General features: G+C 57.8%; 20 protein-coding genes, 1 riboswitch and 1 other annotated feature. Of the genes, 10 read left to right on the top strand and 10 right to left on the bottom strand.

Features of this window, described 5'->3' with window-relative positions:
* Positions 1-39: 39 nt before the first annotated feature.
* Genes IEY11_RS07715 through IEY11_RS07705 form a run of 3 tightly spaced genes read left to right on the top strand, consistent with a single transcriptional unit; the run spans position 40 to position 3,290 of the window.
* Positions 40-726, top strand: coding sequence for a tRNA (adenine(22)-N(1))-methyltransferase (locus IEY11_RS07715; protein ID WP_188886239.1), 687 nt, complete (start codon positions 40-42; stop codon positions 724-726).
* Positions 723-1,499 carry a Nif3-like dinuclear metal center hexameric protein gene (locus IEY11_RS07710; protein WP_188886238.1) on the top strand — a complete coding sequence of 259 codons (777 nt, stop codon included), beginning with the start codon at positions 723-725 and terminating at the stop codon, positions 1,497-1,499. Before IEY11_RS07715 ends, IEY11_RS07710 begins: the two co-directional genes overlap by 4 nt.
* Positions 1,500-1,511: 12 nt before the next feature.
* Entirely contained in the window at positions 1,512-3,290 is a 1,779-nt protein-coding gene (locus IEY11_RS07705; protein ID WP_188886237.1) for an Rqc2 family fibronectin-binding protein, read from the top strand.
* A 78-nt stretch (positions 3,291-3,368) separates the two neighbouring features.
* On the opposite strand, the gene dapB is transcribed toward IEY11_RS07705, so the two are convergent.
* Genes dapB through asd form a run of 3 tightly spaced genes read right to left on the bottom strand, consistent with a single transcriptional unit; the run spans position 3,369 to position 6,140 of the window.
* Entirely contained in the window at positions 3,369-4,133 is a 765-nt protein-coding gene (gene dapB / locus IEY11_RS07700; RefSeq protein WP_188886236.1) for a 4-hydroxy-tetrahydrodipicolinate reductase, read from the bottom strand.
* A gap of 15 nt (positions 4,134-4,148) precedes the next feature.
* Positions 4,149-5,039 carry a 4-hydroxy-tetrahydrodipicolinate synthase gene (gene dapA / locus IEY11_RS07695; RefSeq protein WP_117750875.1) on the bottom strand — a complete coding sequence of 297 codons (891 nt, stop codon included), beginning with the start codon at positions 5,037-5,039 and terminating at the stop codon, positions 4,149-4,151.
* Positions 5,040-5,057: 18 nt separating this feature from the next.
* Positions 5,058-6,140: an aspartate-semialdehyde dehydrogenase gene (asd, locus tag IEY11_RS07690; RefSeq protein ID WP_117490632.1), complete on the bottom strand. Its 1,083-nt coding sequence runs from the start codon at positions 6,138-6,140 to the stop codon at positions 5,058-5,060.
* A gap of 221 nt (positions 6,141-6,361) precedes the next feature.
* Positions 6,362-6,544, bottom strand: a riboswitch (Lysine riboswitch).
* Positions 6,545-6,637: 93 nt separating this feature from the next.
* On the opposite strand from asd, the gene IEY11_RS07685 reads away from it, so the two are divergent.
* The 4 genes from IEY11_RS07685 (at position 6,638) to brnQ (ending at position 12,133) form a co-directional block, all read left to right on the top strand.
* Positions 6,638-8,338, top strand: a complete 1,701-nt coding sequence (locus IEY11_RS07685) for a SpoIID/LytB domain-containing protein (protein ID WP_188886235.1) — start codon at positions 6,638-6,640, stop codon at positions 8,336-8,338.
* Between the two features lie 244 nt (positions 8,339-8,582).
* Positions 8,583-9,608, top strand: a complete 1,026-nt coding sequence (gene queA, locus IEY11_RS07680; RefSeq protein ID WP_161273941.1) for a tRNA preQ1(34) S-adenosylmethionine ribosyltransferase-isomerase QueA — start codon at positions 8,583-8,585, stop codon at positions 9,606-9,608.
* 23 nt (positions 9,609-9,631) lie between these two features.
* Positions 9,632-10,774 carry a tRNA guanosine(34) transglycosylase Tgt gene (gene tgt / locus IEY11_RS07675; protein ID WP_118761531.1) on the top strand — a complete coding sequence of 381 codons (1,143 nt, stop codon included), beginning with the start codon at positions 9,632-9,634 and terminating at the stop codon, positions 10,772-10,774.
* A 75-nt stretch (positions 10,775-10,849) separates the two neighbouring features.
* Complete coding sequence (gene brnQ / locus IEY11_RS07670; RefSeq protein WP_188886234.1) at positions 10,850-12,133, top strand: branched-chain amino acid transport system II carrier protein; 1,284 nt, start codon at positions 10,850-10,852, stop codon at positions 12,131-12,133.
* 368 nt (positions 12,134-12,501) lie between these two features.
* Here the strand turns inward: brnQ and IEY11_RS07665 are convergent, their stop codons facing one another.
* The 7 genes from IEY11_RS07665 to aroF form a co-directional block, all read right to left on the bottom strand.
* Complete coding sequence (locus tag IEY11_RS07665) at positions 12,502-15,504, bottom strand: phosphodiester glycosidase family protein (RefSeq protein ID WP_188886233.1); 3,003 nt, start codon at positions 15,502-15,504, stop codon at positions 12,502-12,504.
* Positions 15,505-15,604: 100 nt separating this feature from the next.
* Positions 15,605-16,990, bottom strand: coding sequence for a shikimate kinase (locus tag IEY11_RS07660; protein WP_188886232.1), 1,386 nt, complete (start codon positions 16,988-16,990; stop codon positions 15,605-15,607).
* A 3-nt stretch (positions 16,991-16,993) separates the two neighbouring features.
* Positions 16,994-18,265, bottom strand: a complete 1,272-nt coding sequence (gene aroA, locus IEY11_RS07655) for a 3-phosphoshikimate 1-carboxyvinyltransferase (protein ID WP_118729790.1) — start codon at positions 18,263-18,265, stop codon at positions 16,994-16,996.
* Positions 18,266-18,280: 15 nt separating this feature from the next.
* Entirely contained in the window at positions 18,281-19,411 is a 1,131-nt protein-coding gene (pheA, locus tag IEY11_RS07650) for a prephenate dehydratase (protein ID WP_118729791.1), read from the bottom strand.
* On the bottom strand, positions 19,404-20,498 hold the full coding sequence (gene aroC, locus IEY11_RS07645) for a chorismate synthase (protein WP_188886231.1): 1,095 nt from the start codon (positions 20,496-20,498) through the stop codon (positions 19,404-19,406). Before aroC ends, pheA begins: the two co-directional genes overlap by 8 nt.
* Before the next feature lie 12 nt (positions 20,499-20,510).
* A complete protein-coding gene (gene aroB, locus IEY11_RS07640; protein WP_188886230.1) occupies positions 20,511-21,554 on the bottom strand; it encodes a 3-dehydroquinate synthase in 1,044 nt (347 codons plus the stop codon).
* Between the two features lie 127 nt (positions 21,555-21,681).
* On the bottom strand, positions 21,682-22,698 hold the full coding sequence (gene aroF, locus IEY11_RS07635) for a 3-deoxy-7-phosphoheptulonate synthase (RefSeq protein WP_161273846.1): 1,017 nt from the start codon (positions 22,696-22,698) through the stop codon (positions 21,682-21,684).
* 77 nt (positions 22,699-22,775) lie between these two features.
* Positions 22,776-23,026 (bottom strand) — a binding site (T-box leader).
* 290 nt (positions 23,027-23,316) lie between these two features.
* Between aroF and IEY11_RS07630 the strand changes: the two genes are divergently transcribed.
* Genes IEY11_RS07630 through spoIIIAC form a run of 3 tightly spaced genes read left to right on the top strand, consistent with a single transcriptional unit; the run spans position 23,317 to position 24,933 of the window.
* Complete coding sequence (locus tag IEY11_RS07630) at positions 23,317-24,213, top strand: stage III sporulation protein AB (protein WP_188886229.1); 897 nt, start codon at positions 23,317-23,319, stop codon at positions 24,211-24,213.
* Positions 24,207-24,725, top strand: coding sequence for a stage III sporulation protein AB (locus IEY11_RS07625; RefSeq protein WP_158580295.1), 519 nt, complete (start codon positions 24,207-24,209; stop codon positions 24,723-24,725). Before IEY11_RS07630 ends, IEY11_RS07625 begins: the two co-directional genes overlap by 7 nt.
* 13 nt (positions 24,726-24,738) lie before the next feature.
* Positions 24,739-24,933 carry a stage III sporulation protein AC gene (gene spoIIIAC / locus IEY11_RS07620; RefSeq protein WP_110436696.1) on the top strand — a complete coding sequence of 65 codons (195 nt, stop codon included), beginning with the start codon at positions 24,739-24,741 and terminating at the stop codon, positions 24,931-24,933.
* The last annotated feature ends 13 nt before the right edge of the window (positions 24,934-24,946 follow it).

Below are 24,946 nucleotides of genomic sequence, written 5' to 3'. Positions count from 1 at the left end.
CTGGCATTGTTTGCCGGCTCTGTTTTTTTGGAGTTTTACATGGAAAGTATGATTTTAACACCGCGGCTGGCCTGTATGGCGGCTCTGGTGCCGCAAAATGCTCGATTGGCGGATATCGGAACGGATCACGGCAAGCTGCCGATCTCACTGCTGCTGGATGGGCATATTGCATCGGCTATCGGCTCGGATATCCGTTCAGGACCGCTGGCACATGCGGAGCGCAATGCGAAAGAGCATAACGTATCCCTGTCTCTGCGGCTTGCGCCGGGACTGGAGGCCGTGCGGGCGGAGGAATGCGACACCGTAACGATCGCAGGCATGGGCGGCCAGACCATCTCAGAGATTTTGACTGCCGCACCGTGGACCGCCCAAGGTGACCACCTGCTGCTGCTCCAACCGATGACCATGATTGCCGAGCTGCGCCGGTGGCTGTACGCGCACGGCTACGCCATCGAGCATGAAACGCTGTGCCGCGAGGACAGACGGCGTTACGTCGTTCTCAGCGTACGCGGCGGTGCACCGAAGCGGGAAATACCGCTGAGCGAATGTGCGGTTTCTCCGGCCTTGCTGCGTGCAGAAGGCGCTGCCGATTACCTTGAGCAGCTCTATCTGCGGGAGAAAAAGGCACTGGACGGCATGGAACAGGGTACATCGGAGAACAAGCGTCTCGCGTACCAGCGTGCGCTGGTGCAGTGCATCCAATCTGCAAGGGAGGAACTGAAATGACGACAGTTCAGGATATTTTGACATTTATGGAGGGTCTTGCTCCCTACGAGCTGGCGGAAAGCTGGGACAATGTCGGCCTGCTGTGCGGCGATCGTGTGCAGGAGGTCACGAGCGTGCTTTGTGCGCTCGATGTGACAGAAACGGTCGTGCAGGAAGCGGCTGAGCGTGGTGCGCAGCTTGTTGTTGCACACCATCCGGCGATCTTCACTTCGGTCAGCCGTGTGACATCGGACGATACGACCGGCCGAGTGCTGCGTTACGCAATCAAGCACGATATTTCTATTATCTGCATGCATACTAACGCAGACTGTGCGGAGGGCGGTGTCAATGACGCGCTCGCATCCGCGCTGTTCCTCACCAATGTGGTGAGCATGGAGGCCGGCGAGAACGGCATGCTCGGTCGTGTGGGCGATCTGCCGCGCGAAATGCAGCCGCGCGAATTTGCACTCTATGTCAAGGAATGCCTGCGTGCGGGCGGTGTGCGCTTCTGTGACGGCGGCAAGCCGATCACGCGCGTAGCGGTCGGCGGCGGTGCCTGCGGCAAGCTGATGGACTATGCCGCTGCAGGCGGCGCACAGGCGTTCGTCATCGGCGACTGCAGCTACGATCTCATGCAGCGTGCGCAGGCCATCGGTCTGTCTCTGGTGGATGCAGGACACTTCCCGACCGAAAATCCGGTTGCGGCCGTGTTCGCCGATAAAATCACAGCCGCATTCCCGCAGGTGCTCACCGAGGTTTCCGAGCGGCACGCGGACTGTATCCAATTTGTTTAAGGAAGAATTGATATGCCATTAGATGCGATCTGCCTGCGGGCAGTGACAAATGAACTCAATAACGTACTGGCAGGCTGTCGTGTAGAGAAGGTCTATCAGCCGGACCGCGATGAAATCGTGCTGCAGACACGCGGCGGTCAGGGCGGTCCGCGCCGACTGTTGCTGTCGATCGCGGCAGGTGCGCCGCGCGTGCATTTTATTGACGCGGCTCGAGAGAATCCGGCGGCGCCGCCGATGTTCTGCATGCTGCTGCGCAAGCATGTGCAGGGCGCAAAGATTGCGGCAGTGAGCCAGCCGGCGGTCGAGCGTATGCTCACCATTGAACTGGATACGACGGATGAAATGGGTGTGCCCTGCAAAAAGCACCTCATCTGCGAGCTGATGGGCAAGCACTCCAACGTCATCCTGTGCGGCGAGGACAACCGCATTATTGACGCTCTGCGCCGCGTAGACGGCGACCTGTCCGGCAAGCGACAGGTTCTGCCCGGTCTGTTTTACCGCATGCCGCCCGCACAGGACAAGCACGACCCATTCACGGTTTCCGGCACGGGACTTGCCGCCGCCGTATCGCAGGCCGAGGAAGGGCAGACGCTCGACCGTTGGCTGCTCAGTCAGCTTCTGGGTTTTTCGCCGCTGCTCTGCCGCGAGCTGTCCTTCCGCGCGACCGGTGACGCAGCCAAGCCGATCGCACGCATGACGGACGAGAACCGTCAGCAGCTCGGCAAGGTGTACGACGATTTCATGTCGTATGTCGAGGATGACCGAGCCAAGCCTTTCCTGCTGACCAAGGTCGAGGACGGTGCGGTGTTCGACTTCACCTTTCTGCCGGTGACGCAGTATGAGGGTCTGATGAATGTCACGCAGGCAGACAGCTTCAGCGCGCTGCTTGCAGCCTTCTTTGAGAAAAAGGGCAAGGTTGAGCGTATGCAGCGCCGCACCGGTGATCTGCACAAGACTGTCACAAACGCGCGTGACCGCGTGGCCCGCAAGCTGGCGGCGCAGAAAAAGGAACTCGCGGCTACGCACAACCGTGAGCAGTACAAGCGCACCGGTGAACTCATCACCGCGAACCTGTATCAGCTGGAAAAGGGCATGAACAAGGCGAAAGTGGTCGATTACTACGCTGAAAGCTGTCCAGAGGTTGAAATTACGTTAGATGTGCGGCTGACGCCGCAGCAGAACGCACAAAAGTATTTCAAGCTGTACAACAAGGCCAAGACCGCTGAGGAAGTGCTCACACAGCAGATCGAGCAGGGCACAGCCGAGCTGGATTATCTGGAAAGTGTCCTCGCTGCTCTCAGCGAAGCCGAAAACGAGCGTGATCTTGCACAGCTGCGCGAGGAGCTCACGCAGTCCGGTGTGCTCTCTGCCAAGCAGACGCGCAACAAGAAGCTGCGCGGCAAGCCGGCGCAGGCCAAGCCGTTCCATTACCGTACGAGCGACGGATTTGACGTGTTCGCGGGAAAAAACAACCTGCAGAACGATCTCTTGACACTCAAAACCGCGTTCAAGAGCGATATCTGGTTCCACACGCAGAAGATTCACGGCTCACACGTTATCCTCGTGACGGATGGCAGGGAGCCGACTGATGAGGCAATGACCGAGGCCGCTATGATCGCGGCGTATCATTCGCGCGGACGCTCGTCTTCTCTGGTGCCGGTGGACTACACGCCGGTTCGCCAGGTGAAAAAGCCTGCGGGCGCGAAGCCGGGCATGGTCATCTACCATGTGTACCAGACCGCGTATGTCACGCCGGACGAAGCCGAAGTAGAAAAGCTCCGCGTAGAATAAAAATAAACCGCTCTCGAACTTTCGAGAGCGATTTTTGTATAAAAAAGGGATTCTGCCGAAAACAGAATCCCTTTTGTTTTACTTGTGGGATGCGATAACATCGCCCATGTCGTACATGCCCGGCTGGGTGCGCTCGGCCATGAAAGCGGCTGCATCAACCGCACCGACCGCGAAAACCTCGCGGGACAGGGCGGTGTGCTTAATCTCGATGATCTCATCGCGGCCGCAGAACAGCACGCTGTGTTCACCGACGATGGTGCCGCCGCGGATGGCGGAGATACCGATCTCGTGTGCCGGACGCTTTTCGCGGCGCTCGTGACGGTCGTAAACGTACTCCGCGTCATAGGGGAGTGCGCTCGCAACTGCGTCAGCCAGCATGAGAGCCGTGCCCGAAGGAGCATCCAGCTTCTGGTTGTGGTGCTTCTCGATGATCTCCACGTCGTACTTGTCGCCCAGAACAGCGGCGGACTGCTTGAGCAGCTCGCTCATCAGGTTGATGCCGAGCGACATGTTGCCCGAACGGAATACTGCGATTTTTGCAGAAGCCGCACGAATACGGTCCAGCTGCGCCGCAGAGTGACCCGTGGTGCAGATAACGACCGGCGTGCCGTGCTGCTCGCAGTAATCGAGCAGGCGCTCGGTAGAAGCGGCGTTGGAGAAGTCGATGATTACATCGCATTCGCCGGTAAACTCAAACGGATCGGCAAAAATCGGGAAATCTGCATACTGCACCGTATTGATATCAAATCCCGCAACGATCTCCATACCTTCTCTGCCGCTGACAATGTCGTTGATGACATGGCCCATACGGCCGCAGCAGCCGGAAAGTGCAATTTTCAACATCTTTTTATAGCTCCTTTAGATCTTGCAGCCGGCGTTTTCCAGCTCGCGCTTGATGTACGCGATGTGCTCCTCGCTCGGCTCAACCAGCGGCAGACGCAGACCGCCGACCTTCCAGCCGAGCAGCTCCATAGCCTTCTTGACCGGAATCGGGTTGACTTCGCAGAACAGTGCATCGATCAGATCGTGATACTGCAGCTGCAGCTTAGCAGCTTCCGGATAACGGTTGTCAAAGCACAGCTGAGTAATGTCGTGTGCAACCTGCGGTGCTACGTTGGACAGCACCGAGATAACGCCCTTGCCGCCGAGAGACATCAGCGGAACGATCTGGTCGTCGTTGCCGGACCAGACATTCAGGTTGTCACCGCACTTAGCCATGGCCTCAGCCAGCAGGCTGAAATTGCCGGATGCGGCCTTGAGACCATTGATGTTCGGATGCTTGGACAGCTCATACAGGGTATCGGCGGTAAAGCATACACCGGTGCGGCTCGGTACGTTGTACAGAATGACAGGCAGATCGCAGCAGTCTGCGATTGCGGTGTAGTGTGCGATCAGACCGCGCTGCGTAGTCTTGTTATAGTACGGCGTAACCGACAGACCGGCATCTGCGCCGCATTCAGCGGCAAACTTGGTCAGCTCAATGGCGTATGCGGTGTCGTTGGAACCCGTGCCGGCAACGACCGGTACACGGTGATTGACATACTCACAGCACCAGGCAATGGCTTCGCGATGCTCCTTATCGTGCAGGGCAGATGCCTCACCGGTGGTGCCGCAGACAACGATGGCATCCGTGCCATGTGCAATCTGGTGGTCGATAATCTTGCCGAATTCCTCGTAATCGACCTCACCGGTGGACTTGAACGGCGTGATAATAGCAACCGCAGCACCGGTAAAAACAGGCTTCTTCATAATAAAACGGTGACCTCCTTAACGGTCCATGTAGCCCTCGGCGCAAAGCAGCTCTGCCATCAGAACAGCGCCGCCTGCTGCGCCGCGCAGAGTGTTGTGCGACAGGCTGACAAACTTGTAATCAAAGATGGTATCTTCACGCAGACGGCCGATGGAAACACCCATACCATTCTCAAGGTTGCGGTCCAGCTTGGTCTGCGGACGGTTATCCTCTTCAAAGTAAGTAAGGTAGTGCTCCGGAGCGGACGGCAGGTTCAGTTCCTGTGCGCGGCCCTTGAAGTTGTTCCAGCGCTCGATCATAACTTCCTTGCTCGGCTTGTTCTTAAACTTGACCGAAGCGGCAGCCATGTGGCCGTCAGAGCATGCAACGCGCAGGCACTGTGCGGAGATAACCGGAGTGGTCGCAGACTCGATGTGGTCGCCCTCGATGTGGCCCCAGATCTTCATCGGCTCCTTCTCGCTCTTCTCTTCCTCGCCGCCGATGTACGGAATAACGTTGTCTACCATCTCGGGCCAGGTCTCGAAGGTCTTGCCGGCACCGGAGATCGCCTGATAGGTGCAGACGGAAACCTCGGTCGGCTCAAAGTCCATCAGAGCGGACAGCGCCGGAACGTAGGACTGGATCGAGCAGTTGGACTTAACGGCGATAAAGCCGCGCTTGGTGCCCAGGCGCTTGCGCTGTGCCGGAATGATCTCGGCATGGTCAGCGTTGATCTCCGGAATGATCATCGGAACATCCGGGGTACCGCGGTGAGCGGAGTTGTTGGAGCAAACCGGGCACTCGAGCTTTGCGTACTTCTCCTCAAGGGCGCGGATCTCATCCTTCTTCATATCTACCGCGCAGAAGATGAAATCAACCTTGGAGGCGATCTCCTCTGCATCAGCAGTTGCATCATACATTACCATGTCCTTGTACTTGTCGGGCATCGGAACGGTCATCTTCCAGCGGCCCTCGCAAGCCTCGGCATAGGTCTTGCCCTTGTTTCGGCCGGATGCAGCGAGTGCTACGACATCGAACCACGGGTGGTTTTCCAGCAGCAGGGTGAAGCGCTGACCTACCATACCGGTCGCGCCGACAATGCCTACTTTGTACTGCTTCATGTTTATCAAATCCTTCCAAAAGGTATTCTAACAAAGAAATTATGTGATGAAAAACATACAGAAAGAACATTCAGAGGTGACTTCGGATGATTCGGCAAGAGCAATTTTTCGCAAAGTGCCGCAGACAAATCGTGTGGAGTTACCTCAAAAGAAAAATACCGGTTGAAAAACCGGTATGATCTATACTATAATAGAAGGAGCGGAACAAACCGCAAACCTCTAAACAGAATAGCTCTCCACCGGCGTTTCCGCTGATGACAGACGCTGGGATATTTTCCGACGGCGTCCAGCACGGTCTTTCCGCAACAAGCACCGGCTTCGGCGGAGGTCCCTTTCCCGGGTGATTATCGGGTCTGCGGACCCTTCCAACCGGTACTGATGAAAACCGCACCTCTATCTGTATGGATACTTTCGTTTTTTATTTTAGAATATACCCTTGAGTTTGTCAATAAGAACAAGGCGAAACAAGGATAAAAAATAAAACAGGAGTTGATAAAATGAAAAAGCTGTTATCCATGCTGCTTTGCGCTGTGATGACGGTCACCTGCATCGGTGCTGTTCCGGCACATGCAGCAAACAGCGATACACGCCTGCGTGTCGGTCTGACAATCAGCGGCGCTTCCGCCTTTGCGGCACCGCAACTCGAGAACGTTAGCGGCTGCAAAACCGGCTACACGGTCGGCACCGTCAGCGGCACCGCGTTTTCCGGCAGCAAGTCGATCACGAGCAGTGCGCTGACCGTCAAGCTGGTGAACGATGCCTTTCAGGTCAGCGATACCGACAGCGGCTCGGTGCTGTATACGTCCGCAGCGGGTGCAGACCATATCGCCATCCGTCCGAACAGCGCGCTGACGTGGTTCAAGGGCTACAAGTGGCACGGTGATTTTGTGTACCGCCGCGCATCGAACGGCAGCATCACTGTTATAAACTATGTGGGTGTGGAGGATTATGTGAAGGGTGTTCTGCCGTACGAGATCGACCCGGACTGGCCTGCCGAAGCACAGAAGGCGCAGGCAGTCTGTGCTCGTTCGTTCGCACTGGGCACACACAAGCACGGCAGTGATTACGAGCTGTGCAACACCACGAACTGTCAGGTGTATCTGGGCGCCAACCGTGCAACCGAGGCCTCTGATGCAGCAGTAGATGCGACCAAGGGTGAAACGCTGTCGTACAACGGCAGCTCGGTCATCGGTTACTTTTATTCGTCGGACGGCGGCGCAACCGAGGACGCAGCGAACGTCTGGGGCGGCGATTACGCGTACCTCAAGGGCAAGGCTGACCCGTATGAGGACCCGAGCAAGGACAGATGGACGGTGACGCTCACCGCCGATGAGATTCAGCAGAAGGTGAATGCCGCAGGCTATTCCATCGGCAAGGTGGCAAATGTGCAGGTCACCAAGCGCACCGCAACCGATAACGTAAACGAAGTGACGGTGACGGATACGAGCGGCAAGTCTGTTACGATTTCCAAGAGCAGCGTCCGCACAGTGTTCGGTCTCAAGAGCATTCGCTACACGATCACGCCGGTCGGCGGCTCGGGCAACAAGACAAGTCTGCAGGTCAAGGCTTCGACGCATAACGTCAAGGTCAACGGCAAAACCGTATCTCCGCAGGGATATTACATTGTAAACGGCACGCAGTATGGCAACAATTATTTCAAGCTGCGCGATATTGCATATCTGCTGAGCGGCACCAAAGGCCAGTTCAACGTCCGTTGGGATAAGGAGAATGAACGCATTCTCCTGACCTCCGGCACGGCGTATGAGACCGTTGGCGGTGAGCTTGCGGATTCGTCCACGGCGGTGGAGAAAATCGGCAAATCCACCTCGACGATTGTGCTCGACGGCGAGGAGATCACACTGGACGGCTACATCATCAACGGCAACAACTACTACAAGCTGCGCGATATAGGCAAGGCGATCGGCTTCGACGTTGATTTTGAGGATAACACCGTGCTCGTCAAAACCACAAGCGACTATTCCGGCGATGACGAGGACACAAACAGCGGTAATTCGGGCAATATCGGCTCGAATACCACGCCGACCGTTACCAATCCGACCAGTTATACGTTCAGCGGCTCCGGCTGGGGACACAGCGTCGGCATGAGTCAGTGGGGCGCTTACGCAATGGCGCAGAAGGGCTTCACCTATGACCAGATTCTGAAATTCTACTTTACCGGCATTGAGATTGCCGAGTAATCTGTAAAATCAACACGCAAGGGAGGAAAAACGGCAGGGGCGCTTAGGCGATATTGTCTTAAGGCAATACCGCATAATTAGACAAGAGCGATTTGCGAGCAAATTTTGTGCTCTGATAAGGCGCGGTTTTGCAGCAATACTTTCGTATTGCAAAAAATCGCAACGCAATCAGAGCGAAAAATTTCCGCAAAGCGCCGCAGCTTTAATTGGGCGGTGTTGCCTTAAAAGCGTCCTTGCCTTTGTGATGAAGAAAAGCGATTTTTATTTTGACTTGCCCGAACGCCTGATTGCCCAGCATCCGCTGGAGCAGCGCGACGCGTCCCGTTTGATGGTGCTCGACCGCAGGGACGGCTCGGTGACACACCGCCATTTCCGCGATCTGCTGGAGTATGTTCAGCCAGGCGACTGCATGGTGTTCAACAATTCCCGCGTCATTCCGGCGCGGCTGATGGGCCACGCTGTTGGCCATGTTACGCCAATCGAGGTGCTGCTGCTGACCGACAAGGGCGACGGCCTGTGGGAATGCCTGACGCGTCCGGGTAAAAAGACCCGCACCGGCGTAGAGCTGACCTTCGGTGACGGTCTGCTGACCGCAACCGTTGAGGCGGTTCAGCCGGACGGCAACCGCCTGATCCGTTTCCACTATGAGGGCATTTTCCTGGAAATCCTCGACAAGCTCGGCACCATGCCGCTGCCGCCGTATATCAAGGAAAAGCTGGATGATCCCGAACGCTACCAGACGGTTTACTCCAAAACACCGGGCTCTGCAGCCGCACCGACCGCCGGCCTGCACTTCACGACCGAGCTGCTTGACGCGCTGAAAGCCAAGGGAGTAAAACTGGCGTTCGTGACGCTGCATGTCGGTCTGGGTACGTTCCGCCCGGTCAAGGAGGATGAGATCACCGACCACATCATGCACTCCGAGTATTATATCATGGATGAAGAGACCGCGGGGATCATCAACGACACCCGTGCTGCTGGCGGTAAAATCTGGGCGGTCGGCACAACAGCCAGCCGCACGCTGGAGACCATCGCAGCTGACGACGGCACTGTGCGCGCACAGTCCGGCTGGACGGATATTTTCATCTATCCGGGCTATAAATTCAAGGCAGTCGATCATCTCGTGACCAACTTCCATCTGCCGGAGAGCACGCTGATGATGCTGATTTCGGCATTTGCGACACGAGAAATGGTCATGAATGCGTATCAGGAAGCCATTAAGGAAGAATATCGTTTCTTCTCGTTCGGTGATTCGATGCTTTTGTACTAATAAAAACAGGATAAGAGGGAATTATGGAAATCGGAAAATTTAACCTAATCAAAACCGAGGGCCGCGCCCGTCGCGGCGAGTTCTGCACGGCACATGGCGTGGTACAGACACCGGTATTCCAGAATGTCGGCACAGCGGGTGCCATCAAGGGTGCGGTTGACGCGTTCGATCTCAAGGAACTTGGCTGCCAGATTGAGCTGTCCAACACCTATCATCTGCACGTCCGTCCGGGCGACCAGATCGTCAAGCAGATGGGCGGTCTGCACAAATTCATGCGTTGGGACGGTCCGATGCTGACCGACTCCGGCGGATTTCAGGTGTTTTCGCTGGCGACCCTGCGCAAAATCAAGGAGGAAGGCGTAACCTTCCACTCGCACGTTGACGGCCGCAAGATTTTCATGGGACCGGAGGAGAGCATGCGCATCCAGTCCAACCTCGGCTCGGACATTGCGATGGCGTTCGACGAGTGTATCGAGAACCCCGCGCCGCGTGAGTATGTAAAAAACTCCATTGACCGTACCACGCGCTGGCTCAAACGCTGTAAAACCGAGCTTGACCGTCTGAACACGCTTCCGGATACGGTAAACCCGCACCAGCTGCTGTTCGGTATCAATCAGGGCGGCACTTATGATGACCTGCGTATCGAGCACATGGAAGCGATTGCGGAGCTGGATCTGCCGGGTTATGCCATCGGCGGTCTTGCCGTCGGTGAAAGCACCGAGGTCATGTACCATATTCTCGATGTTGTTCTGCCGCATGCGCCTGAGCATAAGCCGCGCTACCTGATGGGTGTCGGCACACCGAGCAACATTATTGAAGGTGTCGCTCGCGGCATTGATTTCTTCGACTGCGTTATGCCGACCCGCAACGCGCGCCACGGTCATCTGTTCACGCATAACGGCATCCTGAACATTATGAATGCCAAGTACCAGACCGATGACCGCCCGATTGAAGAAGGCTGTCAGTGCCCGACCTGTCAGCGGTTCAGCCGCGCTTATCTGCGCCACCTGCTCAAGAGCGGTGAAATGCTGTCTCAGCGGCTGCTCGTTATGCACAATCTGTGGTTCTACAACCACCTCATGCAGGAAATCCGCGACGCACTCGATAACGGCACATTCGAGGCTTACCGCGCAGAATACAGCGAAAAAATGAGCAAACGCATCTGACCCGGATGCAAACCCAAGCGCCATTGTTCCGCGATGATGGCGCTTTCACTATTCATAAGGAAGAGGAGAACTGCTATGCAAAAGTTAAACCGAAGAAGCCTGCTTCTGGTAGGTTTTACGCTGTTTTCTATGTTTTTCGGCGCCGGAAACCTGATTTTTCCGCCGTATCTCGGTGCACAGGCGGGCACTGTCGCGTGGCTGGCCTTTGTCGGCTTTGCGGTCAGCGCGATCGGTCTGCCGGTTATTGGCGTGATTGCGGTCGCGCGTGCAGGCGGACTGTCCGAGCTGGCCGGGCGTGTGCATCCGCGATTTGCGCAAGTATTCGCGCTGCTGGTTTACCTGTCGATTGGTCCGTGTCTGGCCATCCCGCGCACGGCGAGTACGTCGTTCCAAATGCTCACGCCGCTCGTAGGCGGAGATGCAATGCGGCAGCTGATTTACTCTATTGTGTTCTTTGCGGCAGCGTTTTTCGTTGCACTGCACCCGGAAAAGCTGACAAGCTGGCTCGGACGCATTCTATGTCCGACGCTGATCGTACTGATTTTCGTGCTGTTTTTCGGCTGCCTGTTTCATCCGGTGGCAGAGCATTACGGCGTGCCGACCGCAGACTACGCTTCGCTGCCGAGCCTGACGGGCATTCTGGATGGCTACCAGACAATGGATACGCTGGCGGCACTCAATTTCGGCGCGGTTATCGCGCTGAATATTCGGGATTACGGTATCGAGGACGAACAGCAGGTGCGCCGCAGCACCATCCGTGCAGGCTGGATTGCAGGCGCAATGCTGCTTCTGATTTACGCGATGCTGACGCACGTTGGCGCACTGTCCGGCGCGGCATGGCCGGGCGGCTCGACTGGCGCGGATACGCTGAGCAATATTGCCAGCGGTCTGTTTGGCCCGGTCGGGCAGGTGCTGCTTGCCGCAATTTTCGTCATTGCATGCTTCAATACCTGTGTCGGCCTGATTGCCTGCGTCGGTCAGTATTTCCATGAGCTGCTGCCGCGTATTCCGTATCCGGCCATTGCGGCGTTTTTTGCTGCGGCCAGCATGATTATTTCGAATATCGGTCTGGCGGGTATTATCCGTCTGTCCACGCCGGTGCTGAACGCGATTTATCCGGTCGCTATCGTGCTGATCGCGCTGTCGTTCCTCCCGAAGCCGGAGAAACACGGTGCGGTTTACCGCCTCTGCATTGCCTTTACTGCGGTGCAGAGCATTGCCGCGGCATTCCCGATTCCGGTCGTGTCGCCGCTGCTGCGGGCACTGCCACTGAACGCACTCGGCTTCGGCTGGCTGATACCGGCTGCGGTCGGTCTGTTGATTGGCTTGCTGGTTCCGAAGAAAGCTGAAAAGGCATAAGAAAACACCCGTCAAGATGCTTCTTGACGGGTGTTGAGGCTGTCGAAAAACTAACGTTTTTCGAGCAGCCTCTCGATCGAAACCACGCTTTCGATCGAATTCCGAAGAAAAACCGCGCCTTGCAGGCACATTTTTTCTTCCCTTGTATAAATTCCGAGATACACAAGGTGAATTGCCGCATAGCGGCAAGAGAGGGTGGTCTGGACCATGCTCTCGGAATTTATGAATTTGCTCCGCAAATTCTATTTTATGCGTGCTGCCGCACGAAGTACGAGAGTCGAAATGCTGCTTTTTTGACAGACTGAACACCCGTCAAGATTCTTCTTGACGGGTGTTTTTGTTGTAAAACTGCGGTTTCGCGACAGCTATCAGAACAGAGCCAGAATTTTCGCAATCTCACCGCGGGTGATATTGCCGTTCGGTCGGATGGTACCATCCGAGTAACCGCCGATGACACCGGCGGAAACGCAGGTCTTGACTTGCTCGGTCGCCCACGATGGAATTACGGACGCGTCCGTGTAATTCAGGCTGACCGCCGCATAGCCGCGCGGCAGGCAGCGGCCGATGACCGTCATAACCTCAGTACGCGTCATGGTGGCCTGCGGGTTGAAGTATAGCTTACCATTGCTGCTCGAGCCGTTCATAATGTTCGCACGCGAAACTGCGGCAACTGCGCCGCGCGCCCAGCTCGGAATACTGTCCTCATCGGCGAAGCCGAGCGTGCCGGAGGTGCTGGAGGTATCCAGATTCAGCAGACGCGCCATCGTCACCGCGAACTCCTGACGGGTCAGGTTGCGGTTCGGGCGGAAATAGGTGCTGCCGTTCGCGGTTTCGCCCTTCATGATGCCGCGTGTGCTCAGCAGGGAAGCATAGCCGTTCGCCCAGTGCGACGCGGTGTCCGCGAACACGTTGGATGCCGAACCGGCGGCTACGGTCGCACAAACGCGCGTGCGGTTGCCTGCATCATCGGACACGTCGGCAGTCACGGTATGCGTACCGGCAGACAGCGTGCCGGTTGTAATGGTCATGGTCGAGCCGCTCATCACAGCTGCACCGGAAACGGCTTTGCCGTCCACCTTGACCGAAATATTGCTTGCGCGGACCGGATATTTGCCGTTTTCCATGGTGGCAGTGCCGGAAAGCGCAGCATTTGTGCCGATGCTGACCGTTGCCGAGGTCGTATTCAGCTTGACCGACGGCGCATCCGTATTCGTTACAGCATGATCTGCGCTCAGTACGATCTGGTCGAGGTACAGCGCCGAGCCGCCGGATCCTGCGCCGGATTTGTCAAACCGCAGGCCGGTGAACTGCTGTGCGCCGTCCGGCACGCCTGCCGTCAGCTGTTTCCAGCTGTTGCCGGTTGCAGCGGACAGGGGAGCGGTCAGCTCATTGCCTTCCGCGTCGGCAAACACCGCCGTGAGCGTGCCTGCCGTGTTCCTGCTGTGCGCCCACAGTGTCAGGTGCTTCATGCTCGAAGCATCGGCCGCCGGAACGGAAATCGTAAAGCCGTCCGTACCGGTGCCGTTCCACATCGCCTGGAGCGAACCGGTGCCGCGCGCCACCGAGGTGTAATCCGTCACCCGCGAGAGCGTCACGCCGTCCGATGCGGTCAGATTGTTCAGACCGCTTTCAAAATCCGCAACGGTATGAGCGCTCTGCGCGTCGCCCATGCCGACATTGACCGAAATGGACTTGCTTACGCTGCCATACGAGCAGGTGAGCGTGCCGGAGGCCATCCGGCTGCCCGCAGTGAACACGCCATCTGCGTTGACCGCACCGACATCGCCGGACACGCTCCACTTGAAGCAGGAATCCGCAGCTCCCATTATATGACCGAGGTGGTACGCGAGCGCATCCACGTTGACGGTCTGGTTCGGCTTGACCGAGATAGAGCTGAGCGCTTTGCCGCCGCTCTGTAGTGCGATCGAGTCCACACCGGTGGTGATGCACACGTTCATCGAGCCGGAAACCGTGCCGTTTGAGCCGGTAATGGTCGCGCGACTGGACTTGCTGCCCGCGGTGAACGTCTGGCCGGAGACCGTGCCCAGCTCATCATTCACCGTGTAGCTGAGGTCGGTCGGTGCGTCCGCCGAGGCGTAAGACGCATCTACACACTTGACCGAGAACCAGGTACTTCCGCCCGGGAGCACATAGCGGTGGCTGGGCGTGAGCACAGCATGAGCCGTCACGCCGTCCGACGCGATGTTGTTGACAAAGAAAATGTAGTTGGCGCACGCGCGCTGCGAGCCGTCCGACGGCTGGGAGATCAAAGCTGCGGTGCTCTCGCCGGGATTGCGGACCGCCATTGCGGAGGAGCCGCCGCCATCCAGACAGATGGCGCGGACACAGCCAAGCTCCTTCAGCTCCTGACCGAGTTCTGCCGCCGTCAGGCCGATGCTGTACGAGGACTGGTTGCCGTCGATTTCGTACAGAACAACCGTGCCGTCCGCCTTCACGCCGACTGCGCTGCGTGCTCTGCGGGTCGAGCCTGCGTCGATGCCGTCGGTCGTAATCGTGCTGTTGTCCATCAGCAGCTTGCCGCCGACCGCATACTGCACGTCGCTCCAGCTGCTGTCGTTCGCTGCGATGGACAGCGTGACTTCCTCGCCAACCTCGAAATCCACCCATGAGGGCACATTTGCGCCGTCCGACTTGGTAAGCACCATCTGGTTTTTGGTGATCGTAATGGGACTGCTGCCCGTGCCCTTATTCACGACTTTGAGCTTGACCGAGCCGTTGACCTTGACCGGTGTATCATCCACGCGCTCGAGGATAATGCTCGTGCCCTTGGCTGCAAAGTGCGTCGAGTCATCGTAGTTGTGATCGAGCAGGTACGCGCCAGCCGTCGTGCGCGTCTTGTTGAAGTAAGATACGTTGACCGTGCCGCTCTTGCCGCTCACGCGGATGCCCATAGTCGGGCGGCCGAGGACAGCTGTGCCGTCCTGCTTGAAGCCGACCGCATACTGCCAGGCATCGGACGAAATGAGCTCGCCGCTGTCGATGACCAGACCGATCGGAATGCCGGTAGACATAACGAAAAAGTCTGCATTCATGCCGCCAAGCACGGTTTTTCCCTGGTTCTGCAGATATTTCACCGCATTTGTGATGGTGGCCTTGCTGCCGTACAGCTGCTCATCGGCGTAGACCATGATGGGCGTTACACCGGTGTTCGGCGAGTATGTCAGCACGTTCGCGCGTTGCAGACCGGCACTGTTTTTGCCCTCGGTGCGACTGTACTGCAGACCGCTGCCGAGGGAGTAGGTGTAGCTGAAGCTGTTGTCGAAAACGGCTCCGGCAGCGCCTGCGCATAGCTGCAGAGCGGCAAGCGCGGCTGCAATCAAGCGATAGGGACGTTTGACTGATGTTCTCATAATCCTTTGAGTTCCTCCTTTTATTGCGGGTGTGAAAAAAGGGACATACTTTTCAGTATGTCCCTAATTGTAAACGCATCTGGTGGATTTGTCCAGTACCTTACACGTTTTTTACTACTTTTTCCAGAACCTCGGACAGCTTGGGACTGCGCACCGCGATATCGGCCACTCGATGGTAGAGCGCCTTGCGCGCATTGTACAGGCGGTGTGTTTCCGCCTGCTTGTCCGGCTTATTGAGCAGCGGGCGATTTGTGGAATAGGAAAGGTTCTTCATAATGCGGTAGAACGGTGTGTCGAGCAAGATGAGCAGGCCGGTCTCCTTGACAGCCGCCACATTCTCCGGACGGAGGACAGAGCCGCCGCCGAGCGCAAGTACGATGCCGTCTCTCTGCGCCAGCTCTTTAATGTACGCGGTCTCGCGGTCGCGGAAATAGGCTTCGCCCTTTTCAGCGAAAATCTCGGAGATTTTCTTGCCTTCCTTCGCCTCAAGGTAGATGTCCGCGTCAATAAATTCCAGTCCGGTCAGACGCGCCAGCTTACGGCCGATGGTGGTCTTGCCGCTGCCCATAAAGCCGCACAGCACCAGATTTTTCTTGCCATGCTTCTCGTGCAGACGCTTGACCGCCATTTTACCGTAGGTGCGGCGCAGAATGGTTTCGCATGCCTGCGGCTTGAAGGTCACGCCGGTCCAGATGGTCTGCGCATGCGCCGCCTGCATGACCAGCATGAACAGTCCGTCGCGTGTTTTGGTCTTGCGCGGATTGGCGAGCTTCATGGTCGAGGTCACCGGAGGATTGTAGATTGCATCGAACACATACTCGGTCTTGTGCGGCAGATAATGCAGCGGAGCCGCGTTTTCCTTTGGGTACATGCCCACCGGCGTGGAATTGAGCACGATATGAATATCGCGCGGAATGTGTCGGCGGCTGAACACGGAAATGCGTGCACCCGGAACGGCATCGGTCAGCTGCTTCTGCAGCGCTTCGGCCTTCTCGAGGTTGCGTCCCGTGATGATTAGGTACGCGCCCTGCGTCACGCAGTGGTATGCCATCACGGAAGCCGCGCCGCCGTAGCCGAGCAGCAGCACCTTTTTACCCTGGAGCGATACGCCATCACGGTTCAGCGACTCCGCAAAGCCGAGGATATCCGTGTTGAAGCCGGTCGCCTTGCCGTCCGCAAAGCGGACTGTGTTGACCGAGTGCAGGTCGCGGGCAGCGGTGTCAATCTCATCGAGCAGGGGGATGACAGCCTTTTTGTGCGGAATCGTGCAGTTGATGCCGCCGAGCTTGCGCTTGGCCAGCTCGAACGCTTCCGGTAAATCCTCGGGCGGCACGGCAACGCCGATGTAGTCCGCGTCCTGACCGGAGGCCTCGAACAGCTGCGCGTGCAGCTCCGGGCTCATCGTGTGGCCGAGCGGCCAGCCAAACAGGGCATAGGTGGTCTTTTTCGGCTCGAAAGCGCGAAATTCGTCCATGGAAAGCAGCATAACTCAGTCCCCCAGACGTTCGAGGGTGTTGAAGAAATCGGGGTAGGAGATGGCAACGACCTCCGGCTTGTCAATGCGGCTTGCGCCCTCGGCTGCCAGACCGAGCACGGCAAGGCTCATCGCAATGCGGTGGTCCTTATAGGTCTCGAAGGATGCGCCGTGCGGTTTGGCACCGCCGTGAACGATCATGCCGTCGTCGGTCTCCTCAACGTCCACGCCTGCCTTGGTCAGCTCGGTGACCATAGCGGCAATGCGGTTGGACTCCTTGACCTTGAGCTCCTGCGCGTCGCGGATAACGGTCTCGCCCTCAGCGAATGCAGCGGCTACCGCGATAACCGGCAGCTCGTCGATCAGGCGCGGGATGATAGCGCCGCCGATTTCTACGCCGTGCAGCTTGCTGTATTTGACGGTCAGGTCGCACACCGGCTCAGCCTCATCGCGGAAGTTCGACTCGGTGATGTCCGCGCCCATATCGCGCAGAACGTCCAGAACGCCCGTGCGGGTCGGATTGACGCCTACGTTTTTAATCGTCAGCTCACTGCCCGGAATGATCGCACCGGCAACGAGGAAGAACGCCGCGGACGAAATATCGCCCGGGACGGCAATATCGACCGCATGGAGGTCCTCCGGCGGGTCGAGCGTGATGGTGCTGCCGCTGGTTTCGATCTCAACGCCGAGTGCGCGGAACATGCGCTCGGTGTGGTCGCGGGAGGGAGCCGGCTCGATAACGGTCGTCTGACCCTCGGCGTACAGACCTGCCAGCAGGATGGCGCTCTTCAGCTGAGCGGATGCTACCGGCAGACGGTATTCAATACCGTGCAGCTCGCTCGGGAACAGGGTCAGCGGGCAGAAATTGTCGTTCTTGCCCTCGATGGACGCGCCCATTTCACGCAGCGGCTTCATCACGCGGCCCATCGGGCGCTTCTGGATGGACGGGTCGCCGCTCATGGTAACGGTGAACGGCTGACCGGCCAGAATGCCGCACAGCAGGCGGGTGGTCGTGCCGGAGTTGCCGGTGTACAGCGCTTCTGACGGCGCTTCGAGACCGTGCAGACCAACGCCTTCCACGATAACCTCGTCGTCGGTGATATTGATCTCGACACCCATCTTGCGGAAGCAGTCAATGGTGGACAGGCAATCCTCACCCATCAGAAAGCCGGTGATGTGGGTGGTGCCGTTGGCAAGTGCGCCGAGCATAACGGCACGGTGCGAGATGGATTTGTCGCCCGGCACGGTAATTTCACCGCGCAAAGGGCCGCAGGGTTGAATTTGCATGGGTTTGTACTCCTTTTATTCGTTAGGCACGCAATAGCTGCCGATTACTTTGATATAGGGAAGCTCCTCATGAAGCTGATACAGCAGGGACTGCACCGCATGGTCGCGCATGTTGCCGGTGAAATCGACATAGAACACATAGCACCACGGGCTGTCCTTGAGCGGACGCGAGTGGATTTCGGTCATGTCGATGCCGTAGTGCGCGATGGTGTCCAGCACGGTGATGAGCGTACCGGACGCGTTCGGGATGTGGAACGCGATCTCGATACGGTTGTCCTCCGGCTGACAGGTCAGCGTTTTGCTTACCGCGATAAAGCGCGTTTCGTTGTGCTGCATGTCGTTGATGCCCTCGGCGAGGATATCGAGACCGTAGCGCACAGCCGCCTCCTGCGAGCAGATGGCAGCAAGGCTCTTGTCGCCCTTTTTCTGCACGTTCTGGGCCGCAATGGCGGTGTTTGCCACCTCGATGGCCTCCAGATCGTGCTCGGAAATGAAGCTGTGGCACTGCGGCAGCGCATGGGGATGCGAGCAGACGCGCTTGACGTCCTCGAGCTTTGTGCCGGGCACCGCCGCCAGACAGTGCGAGATTTTCTTGATGTACGAGCGGTTGATGTACAGGTCGTAGTCGAGCAGGAGGTCATAGACTTCGCTGACCGTGCCTGCGGTTGTGTTCTCGACCGGCACAACGCCGATATCGGCCTTGCCGTCGCGGACGGACTGGAAAACCTGCTCCCAGGTGGGTACGTTCTGCGGTTCGCAGCTCGGGAACAGCGCACGCGCGGCCAGCTCCTGATACGCACCCGGAACCCCCTGATAGAACACGGTTTTCGGCTTTGCAAGCGTTTCTGCGGGATAGAACGGGAACTTTTCCGGCGTCTGACGCAGAATCTCACTGTACTGATACTCACGGCTCGCGCGGATCATGCTCTGCAGAAGGGAAACATACTTGAGCTGCAGCTCCTCCTCCATACCGGCGGAGCGCTTCTCAACGATTTCCGCCTCGCGGTCGGGCTTGTAGATTTTATCATCCGACTGCGCCTTGGTCTTGGCGACCTCAAGCGCGAGCGACATACGGAGCAGAAACAGCTCTCGGATAGCGGAGTCAACGCGGTTGATGTCCTGCCGGATTTCGGAAAGTTCACGCATGATAACCCTTCGCCTCCCTCAGAAGATCTGCCAGTGCAACGGCGCAGGCGGCCTCGACCACCGGCGCGGCACGGGTGACGATGCACGGGTCGTGCCGTCCGTGGATGGACAGCGGCTCGACCTTGCCGGTGCGGATATTGAGCGTATCCTGCACCATGCCGATGGACGGCGTAGGCTTGATGCACGCGCGGACAATGAGCGGCATGCCGCTCGTAATGCCGCCAAGGATACCGCCGTTGTTGTTGGTTTCGGTCTTGACAACCCCGTTTTCCTCATAAAACGGGTCGTTTGCGTGTGAGCCGCGCAGCGCAGCGAAGGCAAAGCCTGCGCCGAACTCCACGCCCTTGACGGCGGGCACGCCGAACAGGATAGAGGACAGGCGGCTCTCCACGCTGTCGAGCATCGGGCTGCCGATACCGGCCGGCAGGCCGACGGCTGCGCACTCGATGACGCCGCCGACCGAATCCTGTTCCTCACGCGCTTCCTCGATAGCGGCCAGCATGGCTTCGAGCGCACGCGGATTGTTCACCGGGTATTCGGCGTTCCGCAGCGCATCCAGCTGCTCGGCGGTAACTTCCACATCGTCGAACGGCATATCCTGAATCTGCGCGATGGACTGGATGTGCGCGCCGACCGTCACGCCCTGTTCCTTGAGCCACAGCTTGCACAGCGCACCGGCAAACACCAGCGGAGCCGTCAGTCGGCCGGAGAAATGGCCGCCGCCTCGCGGGTCGTTGCAGGAATCGTAGCGCAGCATACCCGTGTAGTCCGCGTGACCGGGACGCGGCTGCGCCGCCAGCTCGGCGTAGTCGTTCGAGCGCTGATTGGTGTTGCGGATGACGGCACAGATGGGCGTGCCGGTCGTTTTGCCGTTGTAGATGCCGGACTGCACCTCCGGCCTGTCCGGCTCCTTGCGTGCGGTGGATTGCTTGTTGCGGCCCGGTGCGCGGCGCTCCATCTCGCGCAGGACAAACGCCTCGTCATATGCCACACCGGACGGGAATCCGTCTATCACAACGCCGATGCCCGTGCCATGCGATTCACCGAAAATGGAAATTTTAATTGCATTGCCCCAGGTAGAACCCATGCTGCTCCCTCCTTACAGCTTCAGAACGTATTCGTGCAGCTTTTCTGCATCGATCGGCGTAATTTCCGCCCGACCGGCTTCGCGCACGAGGATAAAGTTGACCGTTGCACCGAATTTCTTTTTGTCCGACAGCAGAGCATTAAAGATGGACTCGCGGTCGTATTCCAGCTCGGTCGGCAGACCGATGTGCTTCAACAGGTCGATGAGCGGCGCTGTCAAATCCTCGTTGCCCAGCAGAGCGGACAGCCGCATCGCTGCCACCATGCCGATCGCCACTGCCTGACCGTGGGTGAGGTCGGTGTAATTGCCCAGCTTCTCCGCTGCGTGGCCGATGGTGTGTCCAAAGTTCAGTATCATGCGCAGACCGGTGTCGTGCTCGTCAATGGCAACTACATCGCGCTTGATCTTTACGCACTCGTAAATGATATTTTCAATATTCGTCTTGTAGTCCGACCGAGAAACCATCGTCAGGATTTCCCGGTTGGAAATGTAGCCGTACTTGACGACCTCGGCCATGCCGTCCGCAAAGGTGCTGTCCGGCAGGGAAGCGAGCACGTTCGGGTCGATGAGGACGAGCCGCGGCTGATAGAACGCGCCGACGAGGTTTTTACCCTCGGGCAGATCAACGCCGGTCTTGCCTCCAACCGAGGAATCCACCTGCGCGAGCAGCGTGGTCGGGATCTGACACAGCGATACGCCGCGCAGGAAGGTCGCCGCCGCAAAGCCGGTGATGTCGCCGACAACACCGCCGCCGAGCGCGATGATGAGGTCCTTGCGGGTCATGCCGGCGGTCAGCAGATCATGGTAAATACCTTCAACCGTGGAAAGCTGCTTGTGCTCCTCACCGGCGGGAATGACCGTGTGCGTCACCGGCAGGGAGAACTGCTTTTCCAGCTTCTCGAGATACAGCGGCGCTACCGTTGAATCCGATACAATATGCACGCGGCTGGGCGAAAAGGTTTCGAGGATTACCGCGCCTGCATGGTCCAGCAATCCGGTTTCGATATGAATTTCGGACACGCCGTTCGCGCCCGTCAGACTCAGCGTTTCTGCCATTTTTACAACACCCTTTTGGTTGAATTAGTAATTAGGAATGGGGAATTAGTAATTGCCGTTATCCTTTATATTTGCGAAGGAGGTCGGTGGAACACCGACCTCCGGCTATCTTACATTATAATGCGTATCAGATTTCTCTGTCAACTGCCGCTGCAACAGCGCGCAGTGCGTTCATGGTGTGGTGGAACGAATCGTAGGTCAGCGACTGTGCACCGTCGGACAGAGCATGTGCAGGATCGTTGTGAACCTCGATCATCAGACCGTCTGCGCCGGCTGCAACAGCAGCCTTTGCCAGCGGCTCGACCATCCAGTAAATGCCGCCTGCATGGGACGGATCAACGACGACCGGCAGATGGCTCATGCGCTTGAGCACCGGAACGGCGGAAATATCAAGCGTGTTGCGGGTGTACTTCTCGTAGGTGCGGATGCCGCGCTCGCAGAGGATAACGTTCTCGTTGCCGCCCGCCATGATGTACTCGGCGCTCATCAGGAACTCCTCCATGGTGTTTGCGAAGCCGCGCTTGAGCAGGATCGGCTTGCGGGTCTGGCCGAGTTCTTTCAGTAGCTCGAAGTTCTGCATATTGCGTGCGCCGACCTGGAAGCAGTCGCACTTGTCCATGAAGATGTCAATGTGCGCCGGATTGGTGATCTCGGTGACAACCGGCAGACCGGTTGCCTCATGCGCCTTGTGCAGCAGCTCCAGACCCTCAGCCTTCAGACCCTGGAAGGAGTACGGGGAAGAACGCGGCTTCCACGCACCGCCGCGGAGAACGGTAGCGCCGTCTGCCTGCACATGCTTCGCCACGTCGATGATCTGCTCCTCGCTTTCAACAGAGCACGGACCTGCCATAACGACCAGCTTCTTGCCGCCGACAACAACGCCCGGTGCAATCTCAACGACAGAGTTGTCCGGATGGAACTTGCGGTTTGCCAGCTTGAACGGCTCCTGCACCTTGATGATGTTCTCAACCTGCGGGTCAAGCATGAGTGCGTCCTTGTCAACAGCGCCGGTGTCGCCGACCAGACCGATAACGATGGTGCCCTCGCCGTAGATCGGATTTGCCTTTACGTTCCAGCGCTCGATATGCTGGGACAGCTCCTCAACGTGTTCGTGGGTCGTGCCCTGCTTCATAATGATGATCATGTTGTGTATCTCCTTTATATAGGTGGTATTTGCTGTCTGTCACGGCGGAATGGGTATAAAAAAGCCCTTCATCCACAAAGAGGGACGAAAGACAAACGGTTCCGCGGTACCACCCACATTCGGCATAACAATGCCGCACTTTTTCGGATACAAATATATCCTATCCCTGTAACGGAGGAAATCCGTCAGCGCCTAATTCGATAGGGTTCAGCGCCGCAGCTCAGGAGGGAACTTCATCGTACCGGCGTCTGCGTCCGTTTCCAGTCATGCCGGACACTCCCTGAAAGCCGCACGTGGAACGATTACTTTCCTCTGTCATCGCTTTGTGCAATATTTGTGTTTATTATATCGCTGGCCGGGCGAGTTGTCAATGACTGATTTGACATGGTTCGATGAAAAAATACATAAATTTTCATGTATTCTGACAAGTCCCTGACCTTCCGCACGTCAAGCGGATGCGCAATGAGCCACCGCAGGGCGGGATGAGGTCATCCTGCCCTGCAATACAGATTGGCAATGAAGGATAATGGTCAATCACAACATTCATTTTCCATCCTCAATTCTCAAGTTACTCTTCTACTTTAGTAATCTGCGGCATAGTCTATAGTGGTGATGAAAATGGACAAACGAAAAGCGGCCTTCCGGCAGGCGATTTCGTGCCTGCCGCCGATACGGCGGGCGCAGATGGAGCGGCTGGACAGGCCGGAGGACATCGAGGAATTACGCTTTCGCGCGGGACAGCCGCCTGCGGCGAAAACAGCCGTCGGAGAGCGGCCGCTCCCGCTTGAGGCGGTCACATCGGCGGAGCTGCGCGAGATGCTCAGCCGCGCAGCACAGTATTCCGTACATAGTTATACAGACAGTCTGCGGCACGGCTTTCTGACGTTATCCGGCGGGCATCGGCTGGGCATCTGCGGCACAGCCGCCGAAGAGGACGGCCGCGTTCTCGGGGTACGCGGCCTGAGTTCAATCAACCTGCGCATTGCACATCAAGCCGAGGATTTACAGGCGCAGATTGCCCGCTGGATAGGAACGGACGAGCCGCAGTCTGCCTTGCTCCTGTCACCGCCGGGATATGGCAAAACGACCTTGCTGAGAGAGTGGGTGCGCTACTTCTCCGACCGTGGTTTCACTGCCGCGATTGCGGACGAGCGCAGCGAGATTGCCGCTCTTGCGGACGGTGTACCGCAGCTTGCGGTCGGGCGCTGCACGGATGTGATGGAAGGCTGCTCGAAATGGCAGGCGGCGGTCATGCTGCTCAAAACCATGTCGCCTGCCCTGCTCGCTCTTGATGAAATTACTGCGCCTGAGGACGCAAAGGCGGTATCGCTTTGCACGCACTGCGGAACGGCAGTGATTGCGTGTGCACACGCGGCCGGACTGGATGATCTGCGGCAGCGGCCGATCTACCGTGAGTTGCTCGCACTCGGCGCATTTCATCAGGCGGTTATTATCGAAAAACGGGACGGACAGCGGGTCTACCGCATGGAACGATGGGAGGAGACGAAATGTTAAAGCTGATCGGTTCGGTGATGGTGTTCGGCTCATGTGCGGCGCTCGGACTGTCCGCGCGGCAAAATCTGCGGCGCAGAGTGGCGGCGGCAGACGCGATGCTGCTTGCGCTCGGTCTTATCCGCAGCGAGATTTCCGGAAGACGGACACCTATGCCGGAAATTGTCGGTCTGCTGGCGGAAAACGAGCAGCCGATTATCCGCAAAGTCTTTCGCACGCTGCAGCGCCGCCTGCGGGAGCAGAACGGTCTGTCGCTCGGATACCTGTGGCGCAGCACCTTGCGGGACTGCCGCGCACAGGTCGGACTTGGCGCGCAGGAGTGCGATATTCTGTGCGACGCCGCAAACTACTTAGGCCGCTACGATGCGGACGAGCAGCTGACCGGTCTTACGCAGGTGGAGCGGCGGCTGGCGGCCTCGCGGGAGGCGGCGCAGGAGGATTTGGCAAATCGGGGAAATCTGTACCGGACCTGCGGCATTGCGCTCGGTCTGCTGGTGATTCTGGTGCTGATCTAAGCGGAGGAAAACGATGGATGTTGATCTGATTTTCCGCATTGCGGCGGTAGGAATTTTAGTGGCGGTGCTCGGACAGCTCCTGTCCCGCTCGGGCCGGGAGGAGCAGGCGCTGATGACGACACTCGCGGGTTTAATTGTCGTTTTGATGCTGATTGTTCAGGAAATCGACCGCCTGTTCACCATGATGAAAAATGTATTTGGGTTTTGAAGATGGAATTAGG

The sequence above is a fragment of the Butyricicoccus faecihominis genome (assembly GCF_014648015.1).
GTDB classification, from domain to species: Bacteria; Bacillota; Clostridia; order Oscillospirales; family Butyricicoccaceae; genus Agathobaculum; species Agathobaculum butyriciproducens.
This window is presented reverse-complemented; position numbering and strand designations above follow the sequence as displayed.

Coding starts and splice junctions, on each gene's coding strand:
- IEY11_RS07715 (WP_188886239.1), top strand. CDS start 40: ATGGAAAGTATGATTTTAACACCGCGGCTGGCCTGTATGGCGGCTCTG.
- IEY11_RS07710 (WP_188886238.1), top strand. CDS start 723: ATGACGACAGTTCAGGATATTTTGACATTTATGGAGGGTCTTGCTCCC.
- IEY11_RS07705 (WP_188886237.1), top strand. CDS start 1,512: ATGCCATTAGATGCGATCTGCCTGCGGGCAGTGACAAATGAACTCAAT.
- dapB (WP_188886236.1), bottom strand. CDS start 4,133: ATGTTGAAAATTGCACTTTCCGGCTGCTGCGGCCGTATGGGCCATGTC.
- dapA (WP_117750875.1), bottom strand. CDS start 5,039: ATGAAGAAGCCTGTTTTTACCGGTGCTGCGGTTGCTATTATCACGCCG.
- asd (WP_117490632.1), bottom strand. CDS start 6,140: ATGAAGCAGTACAAAGTAGGCATTGTCGGCGCGACCGGTATGGTAGGT.
- IEY11_RS07685 (WP_188886235.1), top strand. CDS start 6,638: ATGAAAAAGCTGTTATCCATGCTGCTTTGCGCTGTGATGACGGTCACC.
- queA (WP_161273941.1), top strand. CDS start 8,583: ATGAAGAAAAGCGATTTTTATTTTGACTTGCCCGAACGCCTGATTGCC.
- tgt (WP_118761531.1), top strand. CDS start 9,632: ATGGAAATCGGAAAATTTAACCTAATCAAAACCGAGGGCCGCGCCCGT.
- brnQ (WP_188886234.1), top strand. CDS start 10,850: ATGCAAAAGTTAAACCGAAGAAGCCTGCTTCTGGTAGGTTTTACGCTG.
- IEY11_RS07665 (WP_188886233.1), bottom strand. CDS start 15,504: ATGAGAACATCAGTCAAACGTCCCTATCGCTTGATTGCAGCCGCGCTT.
- IEY11_RS07660 (WP_188886232.1), bottom strand. CDS start 16,990: ATGCTGCTTTCCATGGACGAATTTCGCGCTTTCGAGCCGAAAAAGACC.
- aroA (WP_118729790.1), bottom strand. CDS start 18,265: ATGCAAATTCAACCCTGCGGCCCTTTGCGCGGTGAAATTACCGTGCCG.
- pheA (WP_118729791.1), bottom strand. CDS start 19,411: ATGCGTGAACTTTCCGAAATCCGGCAGGACATCAACCGCGTTGACTCC.
- aroC (WP_188886231.1), bottom strand. CDS start 20,498: ATGGGTTCTACCTGGGGCAATGCAATTAAAATTTCCATTTTCGGTGAA.
- aroB (WP_188886230.1), bottom strand. CDS start 21,554: ATGGCAGAAACGCTGAGTCTGACGGGCGCGAACGGCGTGTCCGAAATT.
- aroF (WP_161273846.1), bottom strand. CDS start 22,698: ATGATCATCATTATGAAGCAGGGCACGACCCACGAACACGTTGAGGAG.
- IEY11_RS07630 (WP_188886229.1), top strand. CDS start 23,317: ATGGACAAACGAAAAGCGGCCTTCCGGCAGGCGATTTCGTGCCTGCCG.
- IEY11_RS07625 (WP_158580295.1), top strand. CDS start 24,207: ATGTTAAAGCTGATCGGTTCGGTGATGGTGTTCGGCTCATGTGCGGCG.
- spoIIIAC (WP_110436696.1), top strand. CDS start 24,739: ATGGATGTTGATCTGATTTTCCGCATTGCGGCGGTAGGAATTTTAGTG.